This window comes from Streptomyces tanashiensis (genome assembly GCF_014648895.1).
GTDB classification, from domain to species: Bacteria; Actinomycetota; Actinomycetes; order Streptomycetales; family Streptomycetaceae; genus Streptomyces; species Streptomyces tanashiensis.
Genome location: NZ_BMRZ01000002.1, coordinates 1 through 18,569 on the forward strand (window position 1 = coordinate 1; position 18,569 = coordinate 18,569).

At 67.1% G+C, this 18,569-nt stretch carries 20 protein-coding genes; 11 read left to right on the plus strand and 9 right to left on the minus strand.

Annotated elements, in window-relative coordinates; translation table 11 throughout:
- Window positions 1-485: 485 nt before the first annotated feature.
- The 4 genes from IE237_RS05590 to IE237_RS05605 all read left to right on the plus strand — a co-directional run bounded on the left by IE237_RS05590 (window position 486) and on the right by IE237_RS05605 (window position 4,628).
- A complete protein-coding gene (locus IE237_RS05590) occupies window positions 486-1,331 on the plus strand; it encodes an IclR family transcriptional regulator domain-containing protein (protein ID WP_189800698.1) in 846 nt (281 codons plus the stop codon).
- 467 nt (window positions 1,332-1,798) lie between these two features.
- Window positions 1,799-2,089 (plus strand): hypothetical protein, encoded by a 291-nt coding sequence (locus tag IE237_RS05595; RefSeq protein ID WP_189800699.1) that lies wholly within the window; start codon window positions 1,799-1,801, stop codon window positions 2,087-2,089.
- 318 nt (window positions 2,090-2,407) lie between these two features.
- The gene (locus IE237_RS05600; protein WP_189800700.1) at window positions 2,408-3,262 is read left to right on the plus strand and encodes a helix-turn-helix domain-containing protein; all 855 of its coding nucleotides are present in this window, start codon (window positions 2,408-2,410) and stop codon (window positions 3,260-3,262) included.
- A 535-nt stretch (window positions 3,263-3,797) separates the two neighbouring features.
- On the plus strand, window positions 3,798-4,628 hold the full coding sequence (locus tag IE237_RS05605) for an SAM-dependent methyltransferase (protein WP_189800701.1): 831 nt from the start codon (window positions 3,798-3,800) through the stop codon (window positions 4,626-4,628).
- Here the strand turns inward: IE237_RS05605 and IE237_RS05610 are convergent.
- Together IE237_RS05610 and IE237_RS05615 are read right to left on the minus strand one after the other, a co-directional pair.
- Window positions 4,549-5,556, minus strand: coding sequence for a helix-turn-helix domain-containing protein (locus IE237_RS05610; RefSeq protein WP_189800702.1), 1,008 nt, complete (start codon window positions 5,554-5,556; stop codon window positions 4,549-4,551). The genes IE237_RS05605 and IE237_RS05610 overlap by 80 nt on opposite strands.
- 88 nt (window positions 5,557-5,644) lie before the next feature.
- Entirely contained in the window at window positions 5,645-5,878 is a 234-nt protein-coding gene (locus tag IE237_RS05615; protein WP_189800703.1) for a DUF397 domain-containing protein, read from the minus strand.
- A gap of 257 nt (window positions 5,879-6,135) precedes the next feature.
- Between IE237_RS05615 and IE237_RS05620 the strand changes: the two genes are divergently transcribed.
- Window positions 6,136-6,597, plus strand: a complete 462-nt coding sequence (locus IE237_RS05620) for an ATP-binding protein (protein WP_189800704.1) — start codon at window positions 6,136-6,138, stop codon at window positions 6,595-6,597.
- Between the two features lie 302 nt (window positions 6,598-6,899).
- Here IE237_RS05620 and IE237_RS05625 read toward each other — a convergent pair whose 3' ends face one another.
- From IE237_RS05625 to IE237_RS05645, 5 genes are all read right to left on the minus strand, one after another.
- Window positions 6,900-7,322 carry a hypothetical protein gene (locus IE237_RS05625; RefSeq protein WP_189800705.1) on the minus strand — a complete coding sequence of 141 codons (423 nt, stop codon included), beginning with the start codon at window positions 7,320-7,322 and terminating at the stop codon, window positions 6,900-6,902.
- A gap of 238 nt (window positions 7,323-7,560) precedes the next feature.
- Window positions 7,561-8,277 (minus strand): helix-turn-helix domain containing protein, encoded by a 717-nt coding sequence (locus IE237_RS05630; RefSeq protein WP_189801554.1) that lies wholly within the window; start codon window positions 8,275-8,277, stop codon window positions 7,561-7,563.
- Window positions 8,277-10,370: a hypothetical protein gene (locus IE237_RS05635; RefSeq protein WP_189801555.1), complete on the minus strand. Its 2,094-nt coding sequence runs from the start codon at window positions 10,368-10,370 to the stop codon at window positions 8,277-8,279. Before IE237_RS05635 ends, IE237_RS05630 begins: the two co-directional genes overlap by 1 nt.
- A complete protein-coding gene (locus tag IE237_RS05640; RefSeq protein ID WP_189800706.1) occupies window positions 10,370-10,984 on the minus strand; it encodes a helix-turn-helix domain-containing protein in 615 nt (204 codons plus the stop codon). The genes IE237_RS05635 and IE237_RS05640 overlap by 1 nt, the downstream gene beginning before the upstream one ends.
- A 409-nt stretch (window positions 10,985-11,393) precedes the next feature.
- Window positions 11,394-12,035: a hypothetical protein gene (locus tag IE237_RS05645; protein WP_189800707.1), complete on the minus strand. Its 642-nt coding sequence runs from the start codon at window positions 12,033-12,035 to the stop codon at window positions 11,394-11,396.
- Window positions 12,036-12,396: 361 nt separating this feature from the next.
- Here IE237_RS05645 and IE237_RS05650 point away from each other — a divergent pair, with 361 nt between their 5' ends.
- Entirely contained in the window at window positions 12,397-12,600 is a 204-nt protein-coding gene (locus IE237_RS05650) for a cold-shock protein (protein ID WP_147981444.1), read from the plus strand.
- Between the two features lie 76 nt (window positions 12,601-12,676).
- On the opposite strand, the gene IE237_RS05655 is transcribed toward IE237_RS05650, so the two are convergent.
- Window positions 12,677-13,948, minus strand: a complete 1,272-nt coding sequence (locus IE237_RS05655; protein ID WP_189801556.1) for a cytochrome P450 — start codon at window positions 13,946-13,948, stop codon at window positions 12,677-12,679.
- A 791-nt stretch (window positions 13,949-14,739) separates the two neighbouring features.
- Here IE237_RS05655 and IE237_RS05660 point away from each other — a divergent pair.
- Entirely contained in the window at window positions 14,740-15,054 is a 315-nt protein-coding gene (locus IE237_RS05660; RefSeq protein WP_189800708.1) for a hypothetical protein, read from the plus strand.
- Window positions 15,055-15,131: 77 nt separating this feature from the next.
- A complete protein-coding gene (locus tag IE237_RS05665) occupies window positions 15,132-15,440 on the plus strand; it encodes a hypothetical protein (RefSeq protein WP_189800709.1) in 309 nt (102 codons plus the stop codon).
- Between the two features lie 242 nt (window positions 15,441-15,682).
- On the opposite strand, the gene IE237_RS05670 is transcribed toward IE237_RS05665, so the two are convergent.
- Window positions 15,683-16,603: a helix-turn-helix transcriptional regulator gene (locus IE237_RS05670; protein WP_189800710.1), complete on the minus strand. Its 921-nt coding sequence runs from the start codon at window positions 16,601-16,603 to the stop codon at window positions 15,683-15,685.
- A 109-nt stretch (window positions 16,604-16,712) separates the two neighbouring features.
- On the opposite strand from IE237_RS05670, the gene IE237_RS05675 reads away from it, so the two are divergent.
- From IE237_RS05675 to IE237_RS05685, 3 genes are read left to right on the plus strand one after another with little or no spacing between them, the layout of a single operon-like run.
- On the plus strand, window positions 16,713-17,402 hold the full coding sequence (locus IE237_RS05675) for a DsbA family protein (RefSeq protein ID WP_229842309.1): 690 nt from the start codon (window positions 16,713-16,715) through the stop codon (window positions 17,400-17,402).
- Window positions 17,399-18,160, plus strand: coding sequence for a nuclear transport factor 2 family protein (locus IE237_RS05680; protein ID WP_189800711.1), 762 nt, complete (start codon window positions 17,399-17,401; stop codon window positions 18,158-18,160). Before IE237_RS05675 ends, IE237_RS05680 begins: the two co-directional genes overlap by 4 nt.
- A 30-nt stretch (window positions 18,161-18,190) precedes the next feature.
- The gene (locus tag IE237_RS05685) at window positions 18,191-18,514 is read left to right on the plus strand and encodes a MoaF-related domain-containing protein (protein ID WP_189800712.1); all 324 of its coding nucleotides are present in this window, start codon (window positions 18,191-18,193) and stop codon (window positions 18,512-18,514) included.
- The last annotated feature ends 55 nt before the right edge of the window (window positions 18,515-18,569 follow it).

Here is an 18,569-nt window from a genome sequence, read left to right on the forward strand (position 1 = left end):
TGGGAAAAGATCTCTAAGTCGCCGCGTCGTGCCTGATGGGGCCGACTCGTGAACACCCCCCGTCGGCAGCGGGATGTGCTCCGGCCTCTGCGAGCGCAGCGTTGGCGTCACACCCCGTGCCGGACGGGAGTGGGACGCGTCCGGCAGCTGGCGAGCCGACCTCGGTCTGCGTAGAGCGCTGGCCGGCACCTGATGCGGATGGCAGGCCATGCGAAGACGTAGCAGATCATGCAAGCGACTGCCCGATTCCCCTTCCCCGCCGGGTGCCCGCAGCGCCGGCAGCGGAGGCCGATCTCCCACACGCCAGGGTGACACCGCAGGCCGGGGATGCGGCGCCAGAGGGGTCCAGGGCCACAAGGCCGTGGGAGGAGTCCGGCAGCGGCAGGTTGTGGGCTCCGCCCCGAGGCCTCTGGACATCGTCCACCCCTGCATCCGAGCCCGGGCAGGGGCCGCGAGAATGGGAGTCGGCCCTGCGCGTACTGGACGTGCTCTACCTGGTCCGCGACGCCCGTTGCCCCGTCACCGAGGCCGAAGCCGCCGCCACGGCCGGTGTCACCCTCCGGGCGGCGGCCGAGCTGATGGTCTGGCTCAGCGAGAACAGCCTCACCACGGCTCTTCCCGACGGCACCTACACGGCTGGCCCGCTGCTCGAGGCCATCGGACGCGGGGAGAACGTTCTGCAGCAGGTTCTGGACCGGCTGCGTGAGGACACCGAAGCCGCGGTCTACGTCAGCGCCTACGAGGACGGGGAGGTCTCGGTCACCCATGCCTCTTTCGCCAATGACACTCCGAAGGTCGATGAGTACGTGCCGTTCAAACAGACCGCGCACGCCAGTGCGGTCGGCCAGAGCTTGCTGGCCCAGCTGACGATGGAGGCCCGCAAGGAACATCTCTCCCGTTGGCGCCCGTTCTCGTTGACATCCAGGACCGTCACCGACCAGAAGGCTCTGTTCCACAAAATCGACAAGCACGGCCCCACTGGTGCTCACTTCGACGTCCTGGAGTACTCCGACAGCGAGATGTGCGCGGCGATCTCCCTGCCCATGCCCGGGCAGGCCCGCTGCGTGGCGCTCTCCCTGCCTCTTGCCCAGCGTCACCGCCTCACCGAGGCTGCGAACGTCCTGAGCAACCGCTCCACCGGGCTCCTGCTGGCGCTCATCAGTGCGGTAGCCAGCAAGGAGGAACCGGACCCGGAACAGAACGAGAGGACGGGCGCCAAGGCCGGCACTGCGCAGTCTTCGACGGGTTCCGGGAGTGGGCTGCTACTGCCGCCTCGGCTCCACGACCGGCTTGTCACCCCGCCCGTGTTCGTGTTCATCGGGTGGGGATGACCGTGCGCGCGTCCCGTCCTCTCCCCAGGAGCCGTGAACCTCCGGTCCAGGGCTCCTGGGACAGCGCCGCGGATACCACGCTGCCTTCCAGGCAGCTTCGCCCGGCGCAGCGGAATGTCTTCGCGCCCCCTCGCCCCTTCTTGCATCGGATCACCCGTTTGGGTGAACATCGCTTACGCGTCACGCCTATAGCACTTATGAGGTCTTGAGGGAGGGTCCTGTGCGTCTTTCTCCCTGCAGACACATGAATCGATCGACAATCACTGAAGGCGGATCGAATCTGAGCGGTTTGGTGACGGTAAATCACGCGAGTGGACGTGCAAGTTTCTTGCAGTGGAAGAGAGGTCTCTCGGTACGGGATATGAGGCGGCGTGGGGCGGGAGGCGAGTGCCTGTAGGTTGCTCGTGTTCTACAAGCGATCAGGCATGCAAAAGGCCCCGAGGTGGCTGACTCCACACTCAGGGCCTGTGCCGATCGAGACGAAAGGAAGACCGTTGTCCGACCGTAACCGGGGCAGGTACCTGCCGCCCCCGGCGCATCGTGAAACTATCATTGGGAACTGGCTCGATCCACGCCCGGGCGTGGTTCGTGCCTGGGATGTAAAGGTGAATCTGAGCATCCTCATCGTGGTGGTCATCGTGATCTGGATGGCCCTGTCGGGTGGTGATCCGGTCGTCTGGGGTGGGACCTTCCTGCTCTGCCTGACCGGTATCGCCGGCCGCTCCACCATCCGCCACCTGCGGTTCACGCATCGCTGAGTCCTGACGTGAGAGGTGCCCGACGGCCTGTACGGCGTCGGGCACCTCTTCGCGTACAGGCGCGCGCCCGGCGATGCGTCGGGCGTCTCACTCGTCTCCCCGAGAGGGGATTCGGTTGTTTCTGCGGAGGGACTTTCAGGCGTGAGCGGGACTCAGGGTTCGGGGTGCTGCGGGTTCTGCGGCGAGAGCTTCACGCATCGGCCGGGTCCGGGCCGGCGTAAGCAGTACTGCGACAAACGGTGCCGGCGACGGGCTCAGCGGGAACGGGACGGCCGCAAGGCCCCGCCTCCCGCGGCTGCGCTTCCTTGGGGGGCCGGGTTGGCCGAGAACGTGCAGGTCCTGGCGGTGCAGCTGGTGGAACTTGAGCACCGTCAGTCTTCGCTGGCAGATTTGCTGGACTGCGCCCGGCGCATCGAGCGAGAGATCGGCCGCTACGTCACGGCGGCGGTTAAGGATGCACGTGGTGGCGGCATTTCGTGGGAGGAGGTGGCTCAGGCTGCGGGCGTGCAGGCCGAAACGGCGCGGTTGAGATGGAGCGCGGCGCGCGTGCAGCGTCTGTTGCACGGGCGGACCAGGGCGTCATGGGGGCCCGGTCTGGATCATGAGGGCGTGGGGCCGTCGGAGACTCATTCGGGCCTGCCCCGTCACGGGTTGAGCGCGGCCCTGTGCAGTCTGCACCGGCGTTCGGGCATGACGATCGGGGAAGCGGCGCGTGAGGCGGATATGTCGTCGCCTTACCTGTCCAGGATCCTTGCTGGCGAGAGAGTTCCTTCATGGCCGGTGGTGCACATGCTGGCGACGATCTTCATGGGTGATCCTCAGGAGCTTCGGTTTCTGTGGGAGGCGGCGCGGGGTGTCACGCTGCCTACTCGGCGTCCGGTGGCGGAGGCGGCCGCGCGCCTGCATGCCGCGTTGAGGGGGCTCTACCTGGCGGCCGACTGCCCCGATCCTGTCCTTCTTGCTCAGAAGACACCGCTGTCGGCGTCAGTGGTCCGTGATGTGCTGGCGGGTCATCACATTCCTGACTGGCACTTGACCTCGCAGCTGGTCCGTCAGCTTGGCGCTCGTCCTGCCGCGGTTCGTCCGCTGTGGGAGGAGCTGCACTATGCCTTCCTGGCCTCACACGACATCTTCCCGCATGGTGGACTCCCCGCCGTCGCCACGGACCTCTAGCAGCAGCGGTGAAGGGCCCCGTTCCCCGGCGGGTGGTGCGGCTTCGAACGACGCTGCAGGGTGGCCGATCGGCGCGGAGTCACGGATGATTCGGGCCTCGCCGCAGCGGCCGCACCCCGTTGCGGCGGAGAGGTGCAGGTAGTGCGCCGGCAATGCCGTCCGTGGCTGCGCGCTGTGCGAGCGGGCCGTGGGTGTCCGCTCGTTCCGCAACGTGGGGCATCGCGGGTTACTTCGCTCTCCTGGTGTCGCCGGGCGCGCTCTGTCCTGCCGGGGCGGATGGTTCCTGCACTCCCGGACAGCCAGAGTTCACGAATTTTCATTTGGCACATGCCATGCGTGAATTCACGAGAGCAGTCCGATGGCACTCCGCACGGCGGCTCATGGACATACTCCCTACCGCATTGAAATAGTTTTCTCTCCCTGCGAGAAAATCCTCTTCCCAGGCCGACCGGTTCCCTCGAACGTGGCCTGTCTACCGTCCGGACAAGCCGACTAGCATTGCTTTCTTGCGCTACTCGCGGCTTTTGGGGGTCTGATGAGCGACGGAGAGAATCGGATTTCTCGCACCATTGACGTCACCACACCAAGCGTGGCACGCATGTCCGACTGGCTGCTGGGAGGCGTGGAGAACTACGAGGCGGACCAACGGGCATGCAGGAGGGTTCTGCGGATCGCACCTGAGATCAGACAGGCGGCGCGCGACAGCAGACGGTTCCTGCAGCGCGCAGTGCGCGTACTGGCCGAGGAACACGGTGTCCGTCAGTTCATCGAGCTCGGTTCCGGTCTGCCCACCCATGACAACGTGCACCAGGTGGTTCAGCGAGTCGATCCACGCTCCCGCGTGGTGTACGTGGACGCGGACCCCACAGCGCTCGCGTATGGCCGCACGACCCTGCAGGAGAACAGCAACACCATCTTCCTGCATGCGGACTTACGCCTCACCGACCACATCTTTGGCCATAGGGACATGCAGCGGCTGATCGACTTCCGGCAGCCCGTCGCTGTCCTTCTGGTGTCTGTGCTGCATTGCCTGCCCGACGGGGACAACCCCGCCGGCCTGGTCCGGAACGTGGCGCGCGCGCTGCCCCGCGGGAGCTTCGTCGCCGTCAGCCAATTGGTGTGCGAGGTACCGGAAGTCCAGGAGGCCGTGTCTGCGGTGATGCGGGAGGAGACGCGCGGGAACTGGGGCCGTGTGCGCCAGGCAGAACAGGTTCGTGCGTTCCTCGAAGGTATGGACGTTCTGCCGCCGGGGCTGGTAGATGTCGCCGCCTGGCCCGACAGCCCGGCTACCGTCCAGGGTCCGGCGGCGGGGTGTGTCGAGTGGGGTGGTGTTGCTCGTGTACCTGTAGGCCGGGCCGGCTTGTGACCGTGCGGTTGGCCGCGCGAGCACGGTAGTACGTGATGTAGGCATCGATGATCTGCAGGCTCTCGGACAGATCTGCCACGGCCAGAGCCGCTGTGTTAAGTACTGAGCGGTACTGCGCGACCTGAGCAGGTCTGCTGATGTACAGCGCGCTGTCGATCAGCTCGACGTAGATGAGCTCCTGAGGGCCGCCGTCCCTGAAGGTGAGCTGCGTAATCGGGGTACTGGGTGCGGCCCCAGTTGCGCGGTCGAAGGGGAGGATCAGCACGTTGACGCGGTCGAGCTCCTGGACCCTCTTGAGGTGTTCGAGCTGCTCGACCATGACCTGGGGGCCGCCGGTGGGCTGGCACAGGACTCCCTCGTTGAGCAGTACGGTCACCTGCGGCCGGTGTTGCCGCTGCCGGAGCATCTTCTGGCGCTCCTCTCTCATTTCGACACGCAGGTCGATCTCCGCCGGTGCTGCATTGGGCAGACCGCTGGCGACGACAGCCCGTGCGTAGGAGCGGGTCTGCAGCAGTCCGGGGACGACGTTGTTCTCGTAGGTGCGGATCGACTTTGCAGAGCCTTCCAGGCCGATCAGACGTCTGAGCCAGTTCGGAGTGACGTCGGCGTACTTCTGGTACCAGGTGCTGTCTTGGCTGTAGCGCAGAAGGTTGTCGAGTTCGCGTCGGTCCTCGAGCCCGTAGAACGCGGCCAGGTCATGGACGTCGCGTTCTTTCGCGGGACTCTCGCCGCGCTCGAGACGGCTGATTTTGGACTCGGATCCGCGGATGGCTGGCGCTACCTCGGCGAGGGTCAGTCCGCGTTGCTTCCGCAGGTTGCGGAGATAGTCGCCCAGAAGTCGCGCAGCGGCTTCCGGCTTGGTGTGCGGCTCTTGCCCCGGGATGACTTGGGCGAACGGAGTCTCGCTCCGCGCGTGCCCGTCGGACATACGTGCTCCTGTGGACGACCGGCTCTTGCTCGCCAGTTTTCCAGAAACGAACCCGCATGTCCGACGGAACTAGTCACACAATCCCGCCTCAGCCGACGAGGTGGTCGAACTCACCGGCCTTCGCTCCCTGGATGAAGGCCCGTACCTCCGCGGTCGTGTAGACGAGGGCCGGCCCCTCGGGGTGGCGCGAGTTACGCAGCCCCACCCCTCCGCCGGGGAGGACGGCGGCTTCGACGCAGTTGCCCTCGGCCGAACTGGCCTGACTCTTGATCCAGACCGCGCCCTGGATCTGATTCGAGGGGACACCGTTGTCGAACTGCATGGTTCTGTCTCCTTCTCAGTTCAATGACGACTCCCCACCGCACGAGATGGTCTCGATGACCGCTGTGCTCGGGCCTCACAGCCGGTCGCTTTTGGGCGTGCAATCCCATATGCATTTGCATGAGGGGTGGGTTGCTGAGGATCTTATCGGTCGCGTACGGCCGGGGAAGTCCCCCGAACGAGTGCCTGAAAGGCGGCAGTTGGAACGTTCATGGTTCAAGATGTAGGCGCTGGCCGATCATCAGAACGGAGCTCGTCATGGATGTCCAACCTGATGGCCCTAGACCCCTCGACTGGGGGCTTACTCAGGGGCTCGGTGTGCCCCGCTTCGCTGCACGGCGCTTCACGGCGAGCAGCCTCAGCCTGTACAGCGCACGGCACTTCGCCCACGAGACGCTGACCTCGTGGGGGCTGGAGCAGTGCGCGGACGATGCCACGCTCGTCGCCGTGGAGCTGATGACCAACGCCGCTGAGCACGCCCTCGAAGAAGAGGGGCGTGATCCAAGGGGATCGGCCTGGCTGGGCCTGAGCTGTACCGGCCGGACCGTGACGTGCACGGTCAGCGATCCCAGCACCCAGCTTCCCCGAGGCGGATCTGGGGATCTGCTGGCCGACACAGGCCGGGGCATGAGCATCGTGACAGCGCTCAGTGACGACTGGGGCTGCAGCGTTCTCGACGACGGCACTGGCAAGGCCGTCTGGGCGCACCTGCCGGTCTGAGGTGCAAGCTGGCTCCGCGGGACGCGGTTGTCCGCAGCGAGGCAGGCCGTTGGCCGGGCGTGGCGGTCTCTGCCCGTGATCCGCCGTGGACGTACACGGCTGCGGTGCGCTCATGACGAGCACGATGCCAGCCGGCTCTGACAATGCACGCCCGGGCCCGCCGCGATAGAGCAGCCGACGGAGGCAAGCGTTTCGGACAGCAATCAAGACGACGCTGGTCTCTCGCGGGTGAGGACGCTGGCGCCCGAGTCCAGTCGTTCAGAGTCTGGAGCGCTGAGAGGGCTTGTGTGTCGGTTTTGCCCTCACAAGTCAGTGGGGTCGCACAGGGCCGGCCAGGCTACGCCTTGTCCTTGTCCGCGAATGGCGCGCCACTCCCCCACGGCTACGCGGCCTTCGGCAGCGATGAACCAGCCGCCGTAGTAGGCGCGGTCGGTGATGGCGTCGAGGGCGTGCCAGTCGGCCTGGTGTCCGCAGTGGCCGCATGTGTTGGGGTTGAAGCTGCGGCCGCTCTGCCAGGCGGGCCGGTCGTTGAGCACAGGACCTGCGGTGGCCGCAGCGGTGAGGATGGCGCGGGCGACGCCGACAGCGCCGGGGAAGTCTGTCGTTGTGTACTCCTCGGCGCGCGGCCGGTGAGCGGGCAGGAGGCCGAACACCCACGGCATGGGTCTGGCGCAGTGCTGGCATGGGGCCTCGTAGGCCATGACGTTCACGCGCAGGGTGCTCATGTGCACCACCTTTCTGGGCTCCAGCCTGGCACAGCCCGGTCTCGCTCACGCACGCCACCTGGAGGAGGGCAGAGACAGGCCCTTTCTGTGCGGCTCGGGCGAAGCCGTGGCCGACTTCCGGGAGGGGCGTCCGTGATTCGGCGGCTGGTGACGTTCCCTGCTCGAGTGGCGTTCCGCCCCGCCTCGAGCATTGCCCAGAGCCGCGATCGGTGCCTCACCGCCTGCCTGGACGCGCTCGTTAGGTGTGGCGCCAGGTGCGGATTTCGAGGTGGGTGATGCGGGCTTCGGCGTGGATGCGGCTTGTTTCGACGAGCCATTGGTGGATGGCGGCGGTGACGTCTCCCCCGGCTTGGTCGGTGCGGTGGGCGAAGTCACGGGCGTCGAATCCGCCGGTGGAGGAGGAGCCGTAGGAGCGTTCTTCGGTGTGGTCGGCTCGCTGGATGACGTCGCGGCGGATGCCGGGTGAGTCGGTGCGGCTGCCGGAGGGGTGGACGTATCCGGTCTTGAGTAGGCGGACAGTAAATGCGAGGCGCAGGTTCCGGCGGGCGGCTTCGGCGATGAGGCTGCGCAGGCGGGTGGAGCCGGAGGCGATGGCCTGGGCTCCGGCGCGGCCGGTACCCGTTCCGGCGGGCGTGATGAGGACGGCTTTGGTCCGGACGCGTGCGCGAGTGCCGGAGGTGGTGGTGCGGCGGCTGATACGGGGGGCGGCGATGGCGGCGAGCTCGGTGGTGTCGGTGATGCCTGCGGTCTGAACGGCGGTGAGGACGTGGGTGAGGGCGGGGACGAAGGCGGCGCCTTTGTGGCGTGTGTAGAACTGGGAGACGAGGGAGGGGTCGCGGCCGATGATGCGGGCGATGTCTCGTTTGGTGAAGCCTGCGGCCTGGAGCTGGTCGGCGAGCTGGGCTGCCTCGTTGCGCTGGGGGTTCGGTGCGGGACGACGGGTACGCGGGGGCATCATGCCTCCCTGGGTGTGGCGGTGGGGGCCTGCTGCAGGGCGGCGCGGCCGGCGTCGCGCAGGGCGAGGAGTTCGTCCTCGGTGGTGGGCGCGGCGACCGGGCCGGCGAGGTGGCCCTTGTGCAGGTAGTCGCCGGGCTGGCCTCGGTAGGGCCAGGCCTGGGGCTGGGTGAGGTAGATGGCGTCGGTGCGGAAGGCTACGACGCTGCCGGGCGGGGCGTGGAGGGCTCCGGCGTAGGTGTTGTCGTCGCGGTGGCGCTGGGAGAGCAGGGCGGCGCGGGCGCCGGACCAGATCGCGGCAGCCCATTCGGGGTGGGCGTTGGGGTCGCGGGAGAAGCCGGTGGGGCGCTGCCAGGTGATCTGTTCGTCGGTGAAGCCGATGATCTCGGCGTCGGCGGGGACGTCGCGTTCCATGGTGCGGGGGGTGGTGCCGGTGACGATGCGAGGGCGCTGGGCGAAGGCGCCGATGCCGTAGAGGAGGAGGGAGCGGACGGCACGGGAGGCGAGGCGGGCGGCGTGGCGCTGTGCGGGGTCACCGTGGAGGTCGGCCTGGGCGGCGAGGGAGGACCAGGCTTCTTTGAGTTTCTTCGACCAGTCGTCCAGGGGTTTGCCGTCATCCCACAGCAGACCGTCGATGATCTCGATGTGCCAGGGAGTGATGGGGTTGGTGAGGGCGGTGTGGATCTCCGGGCCGCCTGCCCAGGTGGTGAAGGTGGTGCCGGGCTTGGCGGGGTAGTGCCAGGCGCGGTCGCCGGGGGCTGGGGCGGGGAGGATGCCGACGTGGTTCCAGGTGTCTGGGACGGTGACGCGCACGTGCCAGTGGCCGCAGCCGTAGAGGGCCTTGATCTGGTCTTTCTCGCTCCAGGAGGCGAAGGTGGCTGCGGTGATGCGGCGGGGGGTGCCGACTGGCGACTTCCAGGTGTGCTTGGCGTAGGCGAAGGTGCGGTCGTACTCGGCCAGGGCGGGCAGCTTGTCCGGTACCTGGGGCGGGGTGATGAGTTCGGTGCGGCCCTGGCCGGCGGTGGCGTGCAGCAGGCCGCGGAGTTCCTCGGACAGGACGGGGTAGCCGTCGGCGTGCTGGCCGCGGGTGGGGATGGTGCGGGTCCACAGGTCGCGGCCGGTCTGGGAGGGGGAACCCATCAGGACCGCGTCGTTCCAGTGGGTGCGCAGGGCCTTCCAGAGATGCACGAATGCGTCGCGGACGACCGTGGGGTCGGCGCCTTCGGGGTCGAACCACTCCCCTACCGAACGGATCTCCACGTGGTACTGGCCGTTGTCGCTCTGGTAGCGGCCGACGGGGTTGCGGGGGTGGATGAAGTGGCCGGCCATGCGGTCCTTGCCACGGCCGGTGTCGGTCCGCCACCCGGGAATGGGGGCGTTCAGCCAGGCCGCGACGGCGTCTTTGAGGAACGGGTGCTGATCGGCCTGGTGGTGCCAGGGGTCCCCGGCGGTGATGAAGATCCGCTCGGTGCCTTCCGGGATCGTGTGAAACACGGCCTGGAGGATCGTGGCGGCCGCCGTGTCGGGCAGTGTCAGGCGCAGCGTCTGGTCGCGATGGACCAGGATCCCGGTGGTGGTGTCGAGGAAGACGGTCGAGCGTGCCTGCTGGGTGAAGTTGGGGTGTGTGGAGGCGAGGTTCGGGGTGTGGGTGAACCAGTCGTCGCCCTGCGGTCCCTGGGGGATGGAGGGCAGCTCACGGGCCTGGCCGGCCTCGGGTGCTGAGGGTGGGGTGGGTTCCTGGCTGTCTGCCTGGGCAGGGGCTTGCGGATCCGTGGGGGCTGATTCGGTTCTGCGGGGATCCTGGACGGTTTGGGTGTCACGCCCGCGGTCCGCCTCTTCCTCGGTCGGTGGGCGGCTGGTGTCATCCGCGAGGCTGGCTGGGGTGAGGGCCGGAGCGATGCGGACGATGTCTGCCAGGCCCAGGCCTGCTGCGGGGGCGATGCGTTCGGCGTTGGCCTTCTCGTATCCGGCGAGCGCGCGGATCTTCTTGTCCCGGGCGTCCTGGAGAGAAGCGAGAGTGGCCGTTGCCTTCTTGATCTGGTCGCGGTCCCTGCGCAGGTCGGCGAGCATCGCGTTGTAGGCCTTGGCGTCCATCATTTTCCCTGGGTCACGTCGAGGTTGTGGGTGCGGACGTATGCGATCGGCCCGCCGGAATCGGAGGCGAGCCGTGTGCCGAGGAGAAGTTGTGCGGCTGTCCGGCTTTCTGTGTCCGGTGCTGTGAGGCGGATCGTCGGCCGGGTCAGATCGGTGACGTGGCCGGCCAGTACGGCGTCAGGAAAAGCACTTCTCCCTGTGTCACTGGTCTCCCATCGCTGCAGGTTGGTGAGGACCGCGACGACGTACCCGGCGACAGTGACGGGGAGGACTCCCCCTGCCGCCACGCTGGCAGCGTCGCAGCGCCACCAGCCACGGAGGTTTGCCAGCAGGTCGTCGGCCAGCAGCACGGTGGAAAATCCTGCCGTTCCCTGAGCGGTGCCGCTAGGGCTGGGGTCCGCTCCGCGCATGCGGAGTACTGCGACCTCGTGTGCGGGGAGCCGGTGGAGTGGTGCGAGGGGCCTGCTGCTCAGAGCCTGCACCGTTTCCAGAGGGATCATCACGCGGACGCCTCTGGTGGACAGGCCAGGCAGCAGGCCTGCGTGGACGAGGCGGCGGAAGGTGGTGATGGCCATGCCGAGTTCGGAGGCGGCCTGCCCGGTGGTCAGCAGCATCCTCATCCCCAACAGTGCCTCGATACATATCTGATCTGGCATGGACGATAGCAGCTGGACCGCTCTGCGCGGCTGACGGAGGTGCGGGACGGTGTCCTGCGCATCGCTCCCTCTACGGGAACGCTGCTGTCGGCGTTGGGGCCGTTGCCGAAACGGTCGTCGTTGTTGCCCCAAAACGCGACCGTCTTCTCGGCCCGGCGTGCCGCGCTGTACCAGCCACCGCCTGCGATGTCGGTGGCGCTGGAGAGGTTGAAGGCCTGGCCGGGCGGTCGTGGCTGAGCACTGTGCCGTCGCCGAGCTGCCCTGCTCGTTGGCGCCCTGCACGTGGCAGGCCCCCGCCCTGGTAGGGCGGGGGCCTGCGCCCGGCAACGGGCGAATCACTGAGATTCATTGACACCTCGGTGAACGGTCAGCTGGCGGGGGCCTGGTAGAGGCCGCGGCCGGCGCGGGCGGCCCGCGAGGTGGCGACGAGCCGGTCGAGTGTGCTGCGAACGGTGTTGATGGCGCTCGAGGAGGAATCGCGGCCGAGTGCCTGCGCGACGTCACGGGCGCGCATGGGGCTGTCCGGCGATTGCGAGAGGACGGCTGCCACCTGCTCGGTGAGGCCGCCGGGTTCCTGTGGCGCAGAAGCGGTCGTCTGTGCAGCCTTGGCGCGGGGCTTCTTCGTCGAGGGACGTCCCTTACGCCCGCTGGCGTTGGATGCGGACTTGCGCCGGCCGGTGGAGGCCGACTTGGCAGCCTTGCGAGGCGCGGGCACCGAACCGGATTCCTCCGGTGTCACCGTCGGGGAAGGCTCGGCTGCGGCTTCGCTCTGCGCCGCGGCCGGTTCCGGCTCCGTCTCCGTCTCCGTCTCCTGCACGGCGCGCGGTGCGGGAGTGTCGACCAGGGCCAGCAGAGCTGTCAGTGCCGTGCGGACTGTGAGCACGCGTTCGGAAACTGCGGCCAGCTCCTTCTCGAGATCCTGCTGAAGCTGCTCCAGCAGCGGAAGTTCTTTCTGGAGCGCCGCAGTTGTCGCATCGATGTTGTGAACGGCGGTACTTGAAGAGGGCACTAATAGCTCCTACGTGTTGGGGACCGGGCAGAAGGGAAACGGATCTGCTTGTCGAGCAGGGTACGTCTTTCTCTTCGGAGTGCAGAGGCTGAAGCGCCGAATCGCAGTCCGCTGGAAAGACTGGCCTCCTGGCGTTTCGGCAACGGTGCCGGGTGCTCGCACGCAGCATGCATCCCGGCCGTGGCCTGCGCGAACCCACCTCCTGTGTTCGGTTCGCGGGCATGTCACGGCCTTCGAACAAGATCTGGTGAATGAGTGTAGGAACGGGAGTGCGGGGGGAGGACTGGTGCGGGCGCCCCACGTGGAGGGCCCGGAGTGGCTCGGACCCGGGCCACCGCTGAATTTGACCAGAAGGACGAGCATGGCCAGCGGCACCGTGAAGTGGTTCAACTCCGAAAAGGGCTTCGGCTTCATCGCCCAGGACGGCGGCGGACCGGACGTCTTCGCCCACTACTCCAACATCTCCGGCAACGGATACCGCGAACTGACCGAAGGCGAGACGGTGACGTTCGACATCACTCAGGGCCAGAAGGGCCCGCAGGCGGAGAACATCATCCGCGGCTGAGCGCCGCCCCCGCTTCCGGCGGCGCCTGCATCATGTGGAGGCGCCGCCGGCGACGGCTATAAGCGCCTCGTCGGCGTCAGTTGTGGCGGACCAGTACACGCGTCGGAGCGCGGAAGGACAGGAGCCCGAGCATCTGTGGGTCTGCGCCTTTGGTGAGAGTGGCGTCAGGCAGCAGTCGGGCGGCTACCCGGAGCGCTACCGCTGCTTCGGTGCGTGCCAGCGACGCTCCCAGGCAGCGGTGGCGGCCTGCCCCGAAGGACAAGTGGTGGCGGATGTTCGCCCGGTACGGGTCCATCCGATCCGGCTGGTCGAAAATTTCGGGATCCGAGCCTGTCCCCATCAGCATCAGCAAGAGCTGGGATCCGGCGGGGAGCCGCACCTCAGACAGCTCCACCTCCCGCGCCGTCACCCGGCGCCAGGTGGTTACCGGCGGCTCGCGCCGCAGTACTTCCTCCACCCATGCTGACGCGAAGCTCTCATCAGAAGCCGAACGCTCCCACACATCGGCATCGGCCAACGCGTGGCGGAGCACGGTGGAGATGAGCTGGCCGGTGGTGGATTGTCCGGCGATGAAGGCGAAGAAACACACCGCCACGACAGTCGCCGGGTCCACAGGCTCGCCAGACGGCATCCGGTGGCTGCGGAGCGCGCCGATCAAGCTATGCGACGGGGCGGCATCAGTGACCTGAGAGGTCAGCCAGCGGTAGAAGTCGCAGACAAGATCAACCAAGTGAGCCTGCCGCTCCGGGGAGGGCCACCCGTAGAACAGCTCCAGTGACGCATCGCTCCACGCCAGCAGGGTGGAGGCAGGCATATCTGCGATACCGAGCAGCTGCAGCATCACCATGCACGGAAGCGGGCGGGCGTAGTCGGCGGCCAAGTCGCAGTCGGCACCCGGCACATAGCGGTCCTGCATGCGCGTCAAGATCTGGCGTGCTGTTGCATCGATGAGCGGCGTGGCAGCGGCAACGCGAGCGCTGTTGAAGAACCGTGTGACCACGCGGCGCAGCCCTGTGTGGGTGCTGCTGCTGTTGTTGGCGAGAGCCGGCGGGAGTTTGAATCCGGCTCGTGCCAGCGTTCGAAGTGTCGGCACAGACAGTGCAGCGACGGCTTGCTGGGCATTGTCCGGCCGGTACGTAGCAGGGTCCAGCAGTATCTGCCGGACATCCGCGTATCGGCTGATCAGCCACAGTCCGGTTGCCGAGTCGTAGTGGACAGGCGCGGCACGGCGCAGATGTCCCAGCAGAGGGTACGGGTCGCGAACGAATCCTGTGTCAAAGAGGTCCAGCCCCGCGGCGTCCTCAAGGGCAGGGCACCCGGCAGCGCCACGTGCAGACGTCTGGTGCATCACGCCGCATCGGCCCCTTGAGTCAGGCTCCACGTCCACGGGATCGAGGAAGGCCCGGACTCGCAGGATCCGGCGGAGCCGCCCGCGCCGCGCTCGGCCTGCCACTCAGGGAACGCCCTGGCGACTGCGGCGCAGGGTTCACATAGACGGCGAATCCTCGAGGTGGTCATGTGCATCGTGCGTGGCCCCTGCGTCGAGGATCGAGATGGTCCGGAAGCGACGTCGGGTAGGTCGAGCGAAATCTTCCGTCGCAACAATAGAAGGGACGGAGTGGGCAGGCACGCAAAGGCGCTGTGACTAGTGCTACACCCACGCCGGGGGCTTGTGGCTCTGCCGCGCGAGGACGTGCGCGGCGCCGGAGCGGATGCCGAGCCGGTGGAGAAGGTCTCTCCCGCAGGCGTTGCAGGCTAGCGCTCTGCTCTCTGATGGCAGTGGCCGGCCCGGTCGTCGCACAGACACCGGTGCCGGCCGACACCGCGCTTTGCCTCGTTCACGTTCGGAGCGAGATCACGAGGCTGTCGCGGCGGCCGTGCCGAGGCCGACGAACCTCGTGCGGGCCTGCCCGAGGACCAGCGCTCTTGGCTTGGGCAGCGACTGGCCGCGGCCACCGTTGCGCTCACCGATTGAGCAACGCAGGGATCAGCAGCTCCGCCCGTGCTTGCCTTCAACGAGCTGCGGCATGTGGCCCAAAGGGCCTCTGGTCTATTCGGGGTCACCCGCGTGTCGGTCCCGCACAGTCGGCAGTGATACCGATACCCAGTAAAGACTGCCGATAGGATTAGAGGACACCCATGCAGGCTTTCCACCCCTCCTTCCCGGGCGTATCTTCGGGAACCTTGCTCGGCTTCGAACTGCTGAAGGATGCGGACATTGACGTAAACAAAGAGGTCATTCACACCACCGTCAAACACGCGCAAGAAATCCTCATCGAGAAGCACGAGCCCGGATCACCCATTCCGGAGCGGGCGGTAAAACTCTTCACGGCAAATATTGTGGTTGCCGCTGGCGCTCGCTACAGATTTTCGGAAGAAGAGCTGAGCCAGGCGGACCTTGAGGCTGCTCTCGAATTCTTCCGAGGTCTTTTCAACAGCCTCTGGCATTTCTGAACCGGGGTGACTGCATGACCGCAGCTCCACCGGGGTCGCCTCCTGAGCCACTGGAACTGGCACGATATCGGCGGCTCGTGAGCCTGACGACATACGTCGGCGGCGGACTGGGGGCGCTAGCTCTGTTCGGCGACCTCGCCAAAGATGTCCTCAACGAGTGCGTCTGGCTTCGCGCAATATTCTTCACCCTGGTGTTTCTTGGGGCAGCTCTTCTGGTCCATGCACGCCAGTCGGCTGAATGGTTTCTCATTGAAGTCGAGAGAGGAAACAAGACCGCATCCGACGCAAGTAGCGAACCATTCAAAAGCTACAAATTGGCGACGGTGGCGGCGGCGGCTTCAGGGGGAATTCTGGTCGCAGCCTCGTGGTACGTCGCAACCAAGTAGGACGATTCCTGATTTCGTGAATCCGAGATTCCTGGTTCGCTGCCCTGCCGGACACTCCTGACGTTCGCAGAGATGCTCGGATTGATTGCCCAGGCGGGCTGTCACTGGCATGCGGCCGGGGCCGAGGGGTGGGCACTGTGAGTGCCCGAACGGGTCAACATGAAGAATGCGGGCGACCAGCGCATTCAGAACCGCCCGGGATGCGTGCAGTACCGGGACGTGAGTCCAAGACTCGCTGCTGCTCACTGACCAGGAACGGTGGCTCTCACCTTGTGGGTGTGCCCGCGGACTGTGTCACGGAAGGCGATCGGGGTCTGGTTGGTGCGCTGGTGGAAGTACTTGCTGAAGTGTGTCGCGCTGGAGAAGCCGAGGCGGTCGGCGATGCTGGCGGCGGTCTGGTCGCTGTGAGCCAGGAGGCGTTTGGCTTCGAGGATGACGCGGCGGTCGATGAACTCCTTGGCGCCGAGGCCTGCGGCGGCAAGGGCCGCGCGGGAGAGGGTGCGGGTGGAGTAGCCGAGTGCCTCGGCGTAGTCCTCTACCCGTCGGGTGCGGGCGAAGTCCTTTTCCACGGCTTCACGGAAGCGCAGGTAGGTGGCGTCGGGTTCGGGGACGGGGCTGCCAGCGGGTGTGGTGAGGTGGGCCAGGCGCAGGACTAGGACGGCCAGCAGGTGGCGCAGGGCTGTGGTGTGGACTTCCAGGGGCAGGTGCCCGAGTGCGTGGAATTCGGCGTTGAGGTGGTCGGCGGCCTGCTGGAGGGCTGCGGCGTCATCGGGGAGGGGCTGGCGCAGGATCGGGGCGTGTGGGTCTTCTATGCGTGCGTCGGTGGTGGTGGCGGGGTCGAGGAAGTCCTGGCGGAACAGGATGAGGGTGCCTTCGGCTTGGGTGGGGTCGCTCCATTGGTGGACTTGGCCGGGGCGTACCCAGAGCCAGGAGCCGGGGGTGAGTGCGTAGGCGGTGAAGTCGACCGTGTGCCAGAGGGTTCCGCCGGTGAGGGCGATCAGGTGGTGGAAGTCCGGGCGCTGGGGGGCGGTGAGCCGTTTGGCGGGTACGCGGTGGCGTAGTTCGGCGAGGGACAGCACTTCGACGCCGGTGGGGGTGCCGGCGGGCGCTGCGTAGGAGATCTCGGGGATGCCGCGATCGGCATTGTGTCGGTTTTTGACCATCGTAAGTCGCCAGGGTATCCGGTTCAGCCTGTTCAGGGGCTTTAGCTTGGAGGTGTCGATCTCTCCAGTATCTGGTGGTGTCGGAAAGCGGTAAGAGAGGAGGAGTGTGGTGGCTTCGGCGGAGTGTGTCTCACTGACGTACGCCTTCGACGTGTACTGCCCCTGGTGCTACGGCTTCGGTCCGACTTTGCGGGCCTTCGCCGGGGACAACGCACACCGCATCCGGCTCAGTGCCGTGCCGGCCGGCCTCTACACCGGCGTCCGGGTGCGGCCTGTGGCGGCGTATCCGGATCTGTCGGCAGAGCGTGACCGTATTGCGCGGCTGACTGGTGTCACGTTCGGCGCTGGCTACGAGCGGGCTCTGGCGCGGGGAACGAGCGTGCTGGACTCCACGGCAGCGGCGGCCGGGCTGATCGCGCTGCGAGAGCAGCCCGGTGTCAGCGCTCTGGACGCGGCCGAGGCCGTGCAACGGGCCTGGTTCTCCGACGGCCGCAGCCTGTCCGGCGTCGAGGTCTTCCGGGACATTGCCGGCGAGCTCGGTGCCGACGCGGATGCCGTGGCTGCGGCCTATGTGTCTCCGGCTGCTCGGATGCAGGCCCTTTCCGGGTTCCGTGCGCTGCGCCGTATGCACGTCACCTCGTATCCGACGCTGTTGCTGCACACCAGGTACGGAGCCGACCAGTTGGGTGGCATGGCTTCCTCGGCCGCTTCCCTGACTGCTGCGCTCGACCAGCGCCTGTACGCATCGAAATTCCAAGTCCTCACCCCTGTCCCGCCTTTGCAAGGAGAACTGCCATGAGCAACGCCAAGCACACCGTGCTGACCGCCGCCGGCGAGCTGTTCGGTGAGAAGGACCCCAGTGCGGTGGACCGCTGGGTCGCCGCCGACTACCGCCAGCACAGTTCCCTGGCCGCGGACGGCCCCGAGGCCCTGCGTCAGCTGGTCGCCGGCCTTCCGGAGGGCTTCCGGTACGAGGGCGTCCGGGTGATCTCCGACGGCGATCTGGTCGCTCTCCACGGCACGTACTACGGCTTCGGCCCCGCCCCGCTGGTCGCCTTCGACATCTTCCGCGTCGACGCCGACGGCAAGCTGGCAGAGCACTGGGACGCGCTGACGCCGCAGGTCAAGGAGACTGTCTCGGGCCGCTCGCAGACCGACGGTCCCACCGAGAACGCCGAGACGGACAAGACCGACGCCAACCGCGCTCTGGTCGCCGAGTTCGCCCAGAAGGTCCTGGTCGGCGCCGACTACTCGGTGCTCACCGACTACATCTCCACCGAGGCCTACCACCAGCACAACCCCGAGGCCGCCGACGGCCTCGACGGGTTCGGCGCGGCGGCCGCGAAGTGGGCCGGGCAGGGCAAGAACCTCGTCTACAAGACCGTGCACAAGGTCATCGCCGAGGGCGAGTTCGTCCTGCTCCAGTCCGAGGGCGAGTTCGGTGTGCCTGTCGCGTACTACGACCTCTTCCGCGTCAAGGGCGGCAAGATCGTCGAGCACTGGGACGTCATCGCCCCGGTTCCGGCTGAGCTTCCCCACGGCAACGGCCTGTTCTGACGCTTCCCGGAGCCAGAAAGGACACGTGCGATGAGTGAGCTCACCTACGCCGGGCGGGCCTTCGTCTTCCGGGTCGACAACGGGGTCGTCTTTCGCAACACCTATGCGGCCGACGGCACGAGCCTGCACTACGAGACCCTGGAGGGCCCGGCCAAGGGCTCCGAGGAGACCGTCACCCTCCACACCGCCGAAGTGGCTCCCGGGCTGTTCATGCTCGGCTGGGCCGAGACGTCCGGCATGACGGTCACCCACGTCATGAACCTCAACACCCTTACGGTCCACGCCTTCTGGACGGATGAGGCGGGCGACGGCCGTGTCGCCGAGCTTCACACCGGGACCCTCGAACCCGCATGAACACCGCGCGCCGCCGTGGCCACCGGCCAAGCCGGGTGGACACGGCGGCGCGTCG

Excerpts from the sequence above, each read along its gene's own strand:
- IE237_RS05605 (WP_189800701.1), top strand. The coding sequence starts at position 3,798 with ATGAGCGACGGAGAGAATCGGATTTCTCGCACCATTGACGTCACCACA.
- IE237_RS05610 (WP_189800702.1), bottom strand. The coding sequence starts at position 5,556 with ATGTCCGACGGGCACGCGCGGAGCGAGACTCCGTTCGCCCAAGTCATC.
- IE237_RS05615 (WP_189800703.1), bottom strand. The coding sequence starts at position 5,878 with ATGCAGTTCGACAACGGTGTCCCCTCGAATCAGATCCAGGGCGCGGTC.
- IE237_RS05620 (WP_189800704.1), top strand. The coding sequence starts at position 6,136 with ATGGATGTCCAACCTGATGGCCCTAGACCCCTCGACTGGGGGCTTACT.
- IE237_RS05625 (WP_189800705.1), bottom strand. The coding sequence starts at position 7,322 with ATGAGCACCCTGCGCGTGAACGTCATGGCCTACGAGGCCCCATGCCAG.
- IE237_RS05630 (WP_189801554.1), bottom strand. The coding sequence starts at position 8,277 with ATGCCCCCGCGTACCCGTCGTCCCGCACCGAACCCCCAGCGCAACGAG.
- IE237_RS05635 (WP_189801555.1), bottom strand. The coding sequence starts at position 10,370 with ATGGACGCCAAGGCCTACAACGCGATGCTCGCCGACCTGCGCAGGGAC.
- IE237_RS05640 (WP_189800706.1), bottom strand. The coding sequence starts at position 10,984 with ATGCTGCTGACCACCGGGCAGGCCGCCTCCGAACTCGGCATGGCCATC.
- IE237_RS05650 (WP_147981444.1), top strand. The coding sequence starts at position 12,397 with ATGGCCAGCGGCACCGTGAAGTGGTTCAACTCCGAAAAGGGCTTCGGC.
- IE237_RS05655 (WP_189801556.1), bottom strand. The coding sequence starts at position 13,948 with ATGCACCAGACGTCTGCACGTGGCGCTGCCGGGTGCCCTGCCCTTGAG.
- IE237_RS05660 (WP_189800708.1), top strand. The coding sequence starts at position 14,740 with ATGCAGGCTTTCCACCCCTCCTTCCCGGGCGTATCTTCGGGAACCTTG.
- IE237_RS05670 (WP_189800710.1), bottom strand. The coding sequence starts at position 16,603 with ATGGTCAAAAACCGACACAATGCCGATCGCGGCATCCCCGAGATCTCC.
- IE237_RS05680 (WP_189800711.1), top strand. The coding sequence starts at position 17,399 with ATGAGCAACGCCAAGCACACCGTGCTGACCGCCGCCGGCGAGCTGTTC.
- IE237_RS05685 (WP_189800712.1), top strand. The coding sequence starts at position 18,191 with ATGAGTGAGCTCACCTACGCCGGGCGGGCCTTCGTCTTCCGGGTCGAC.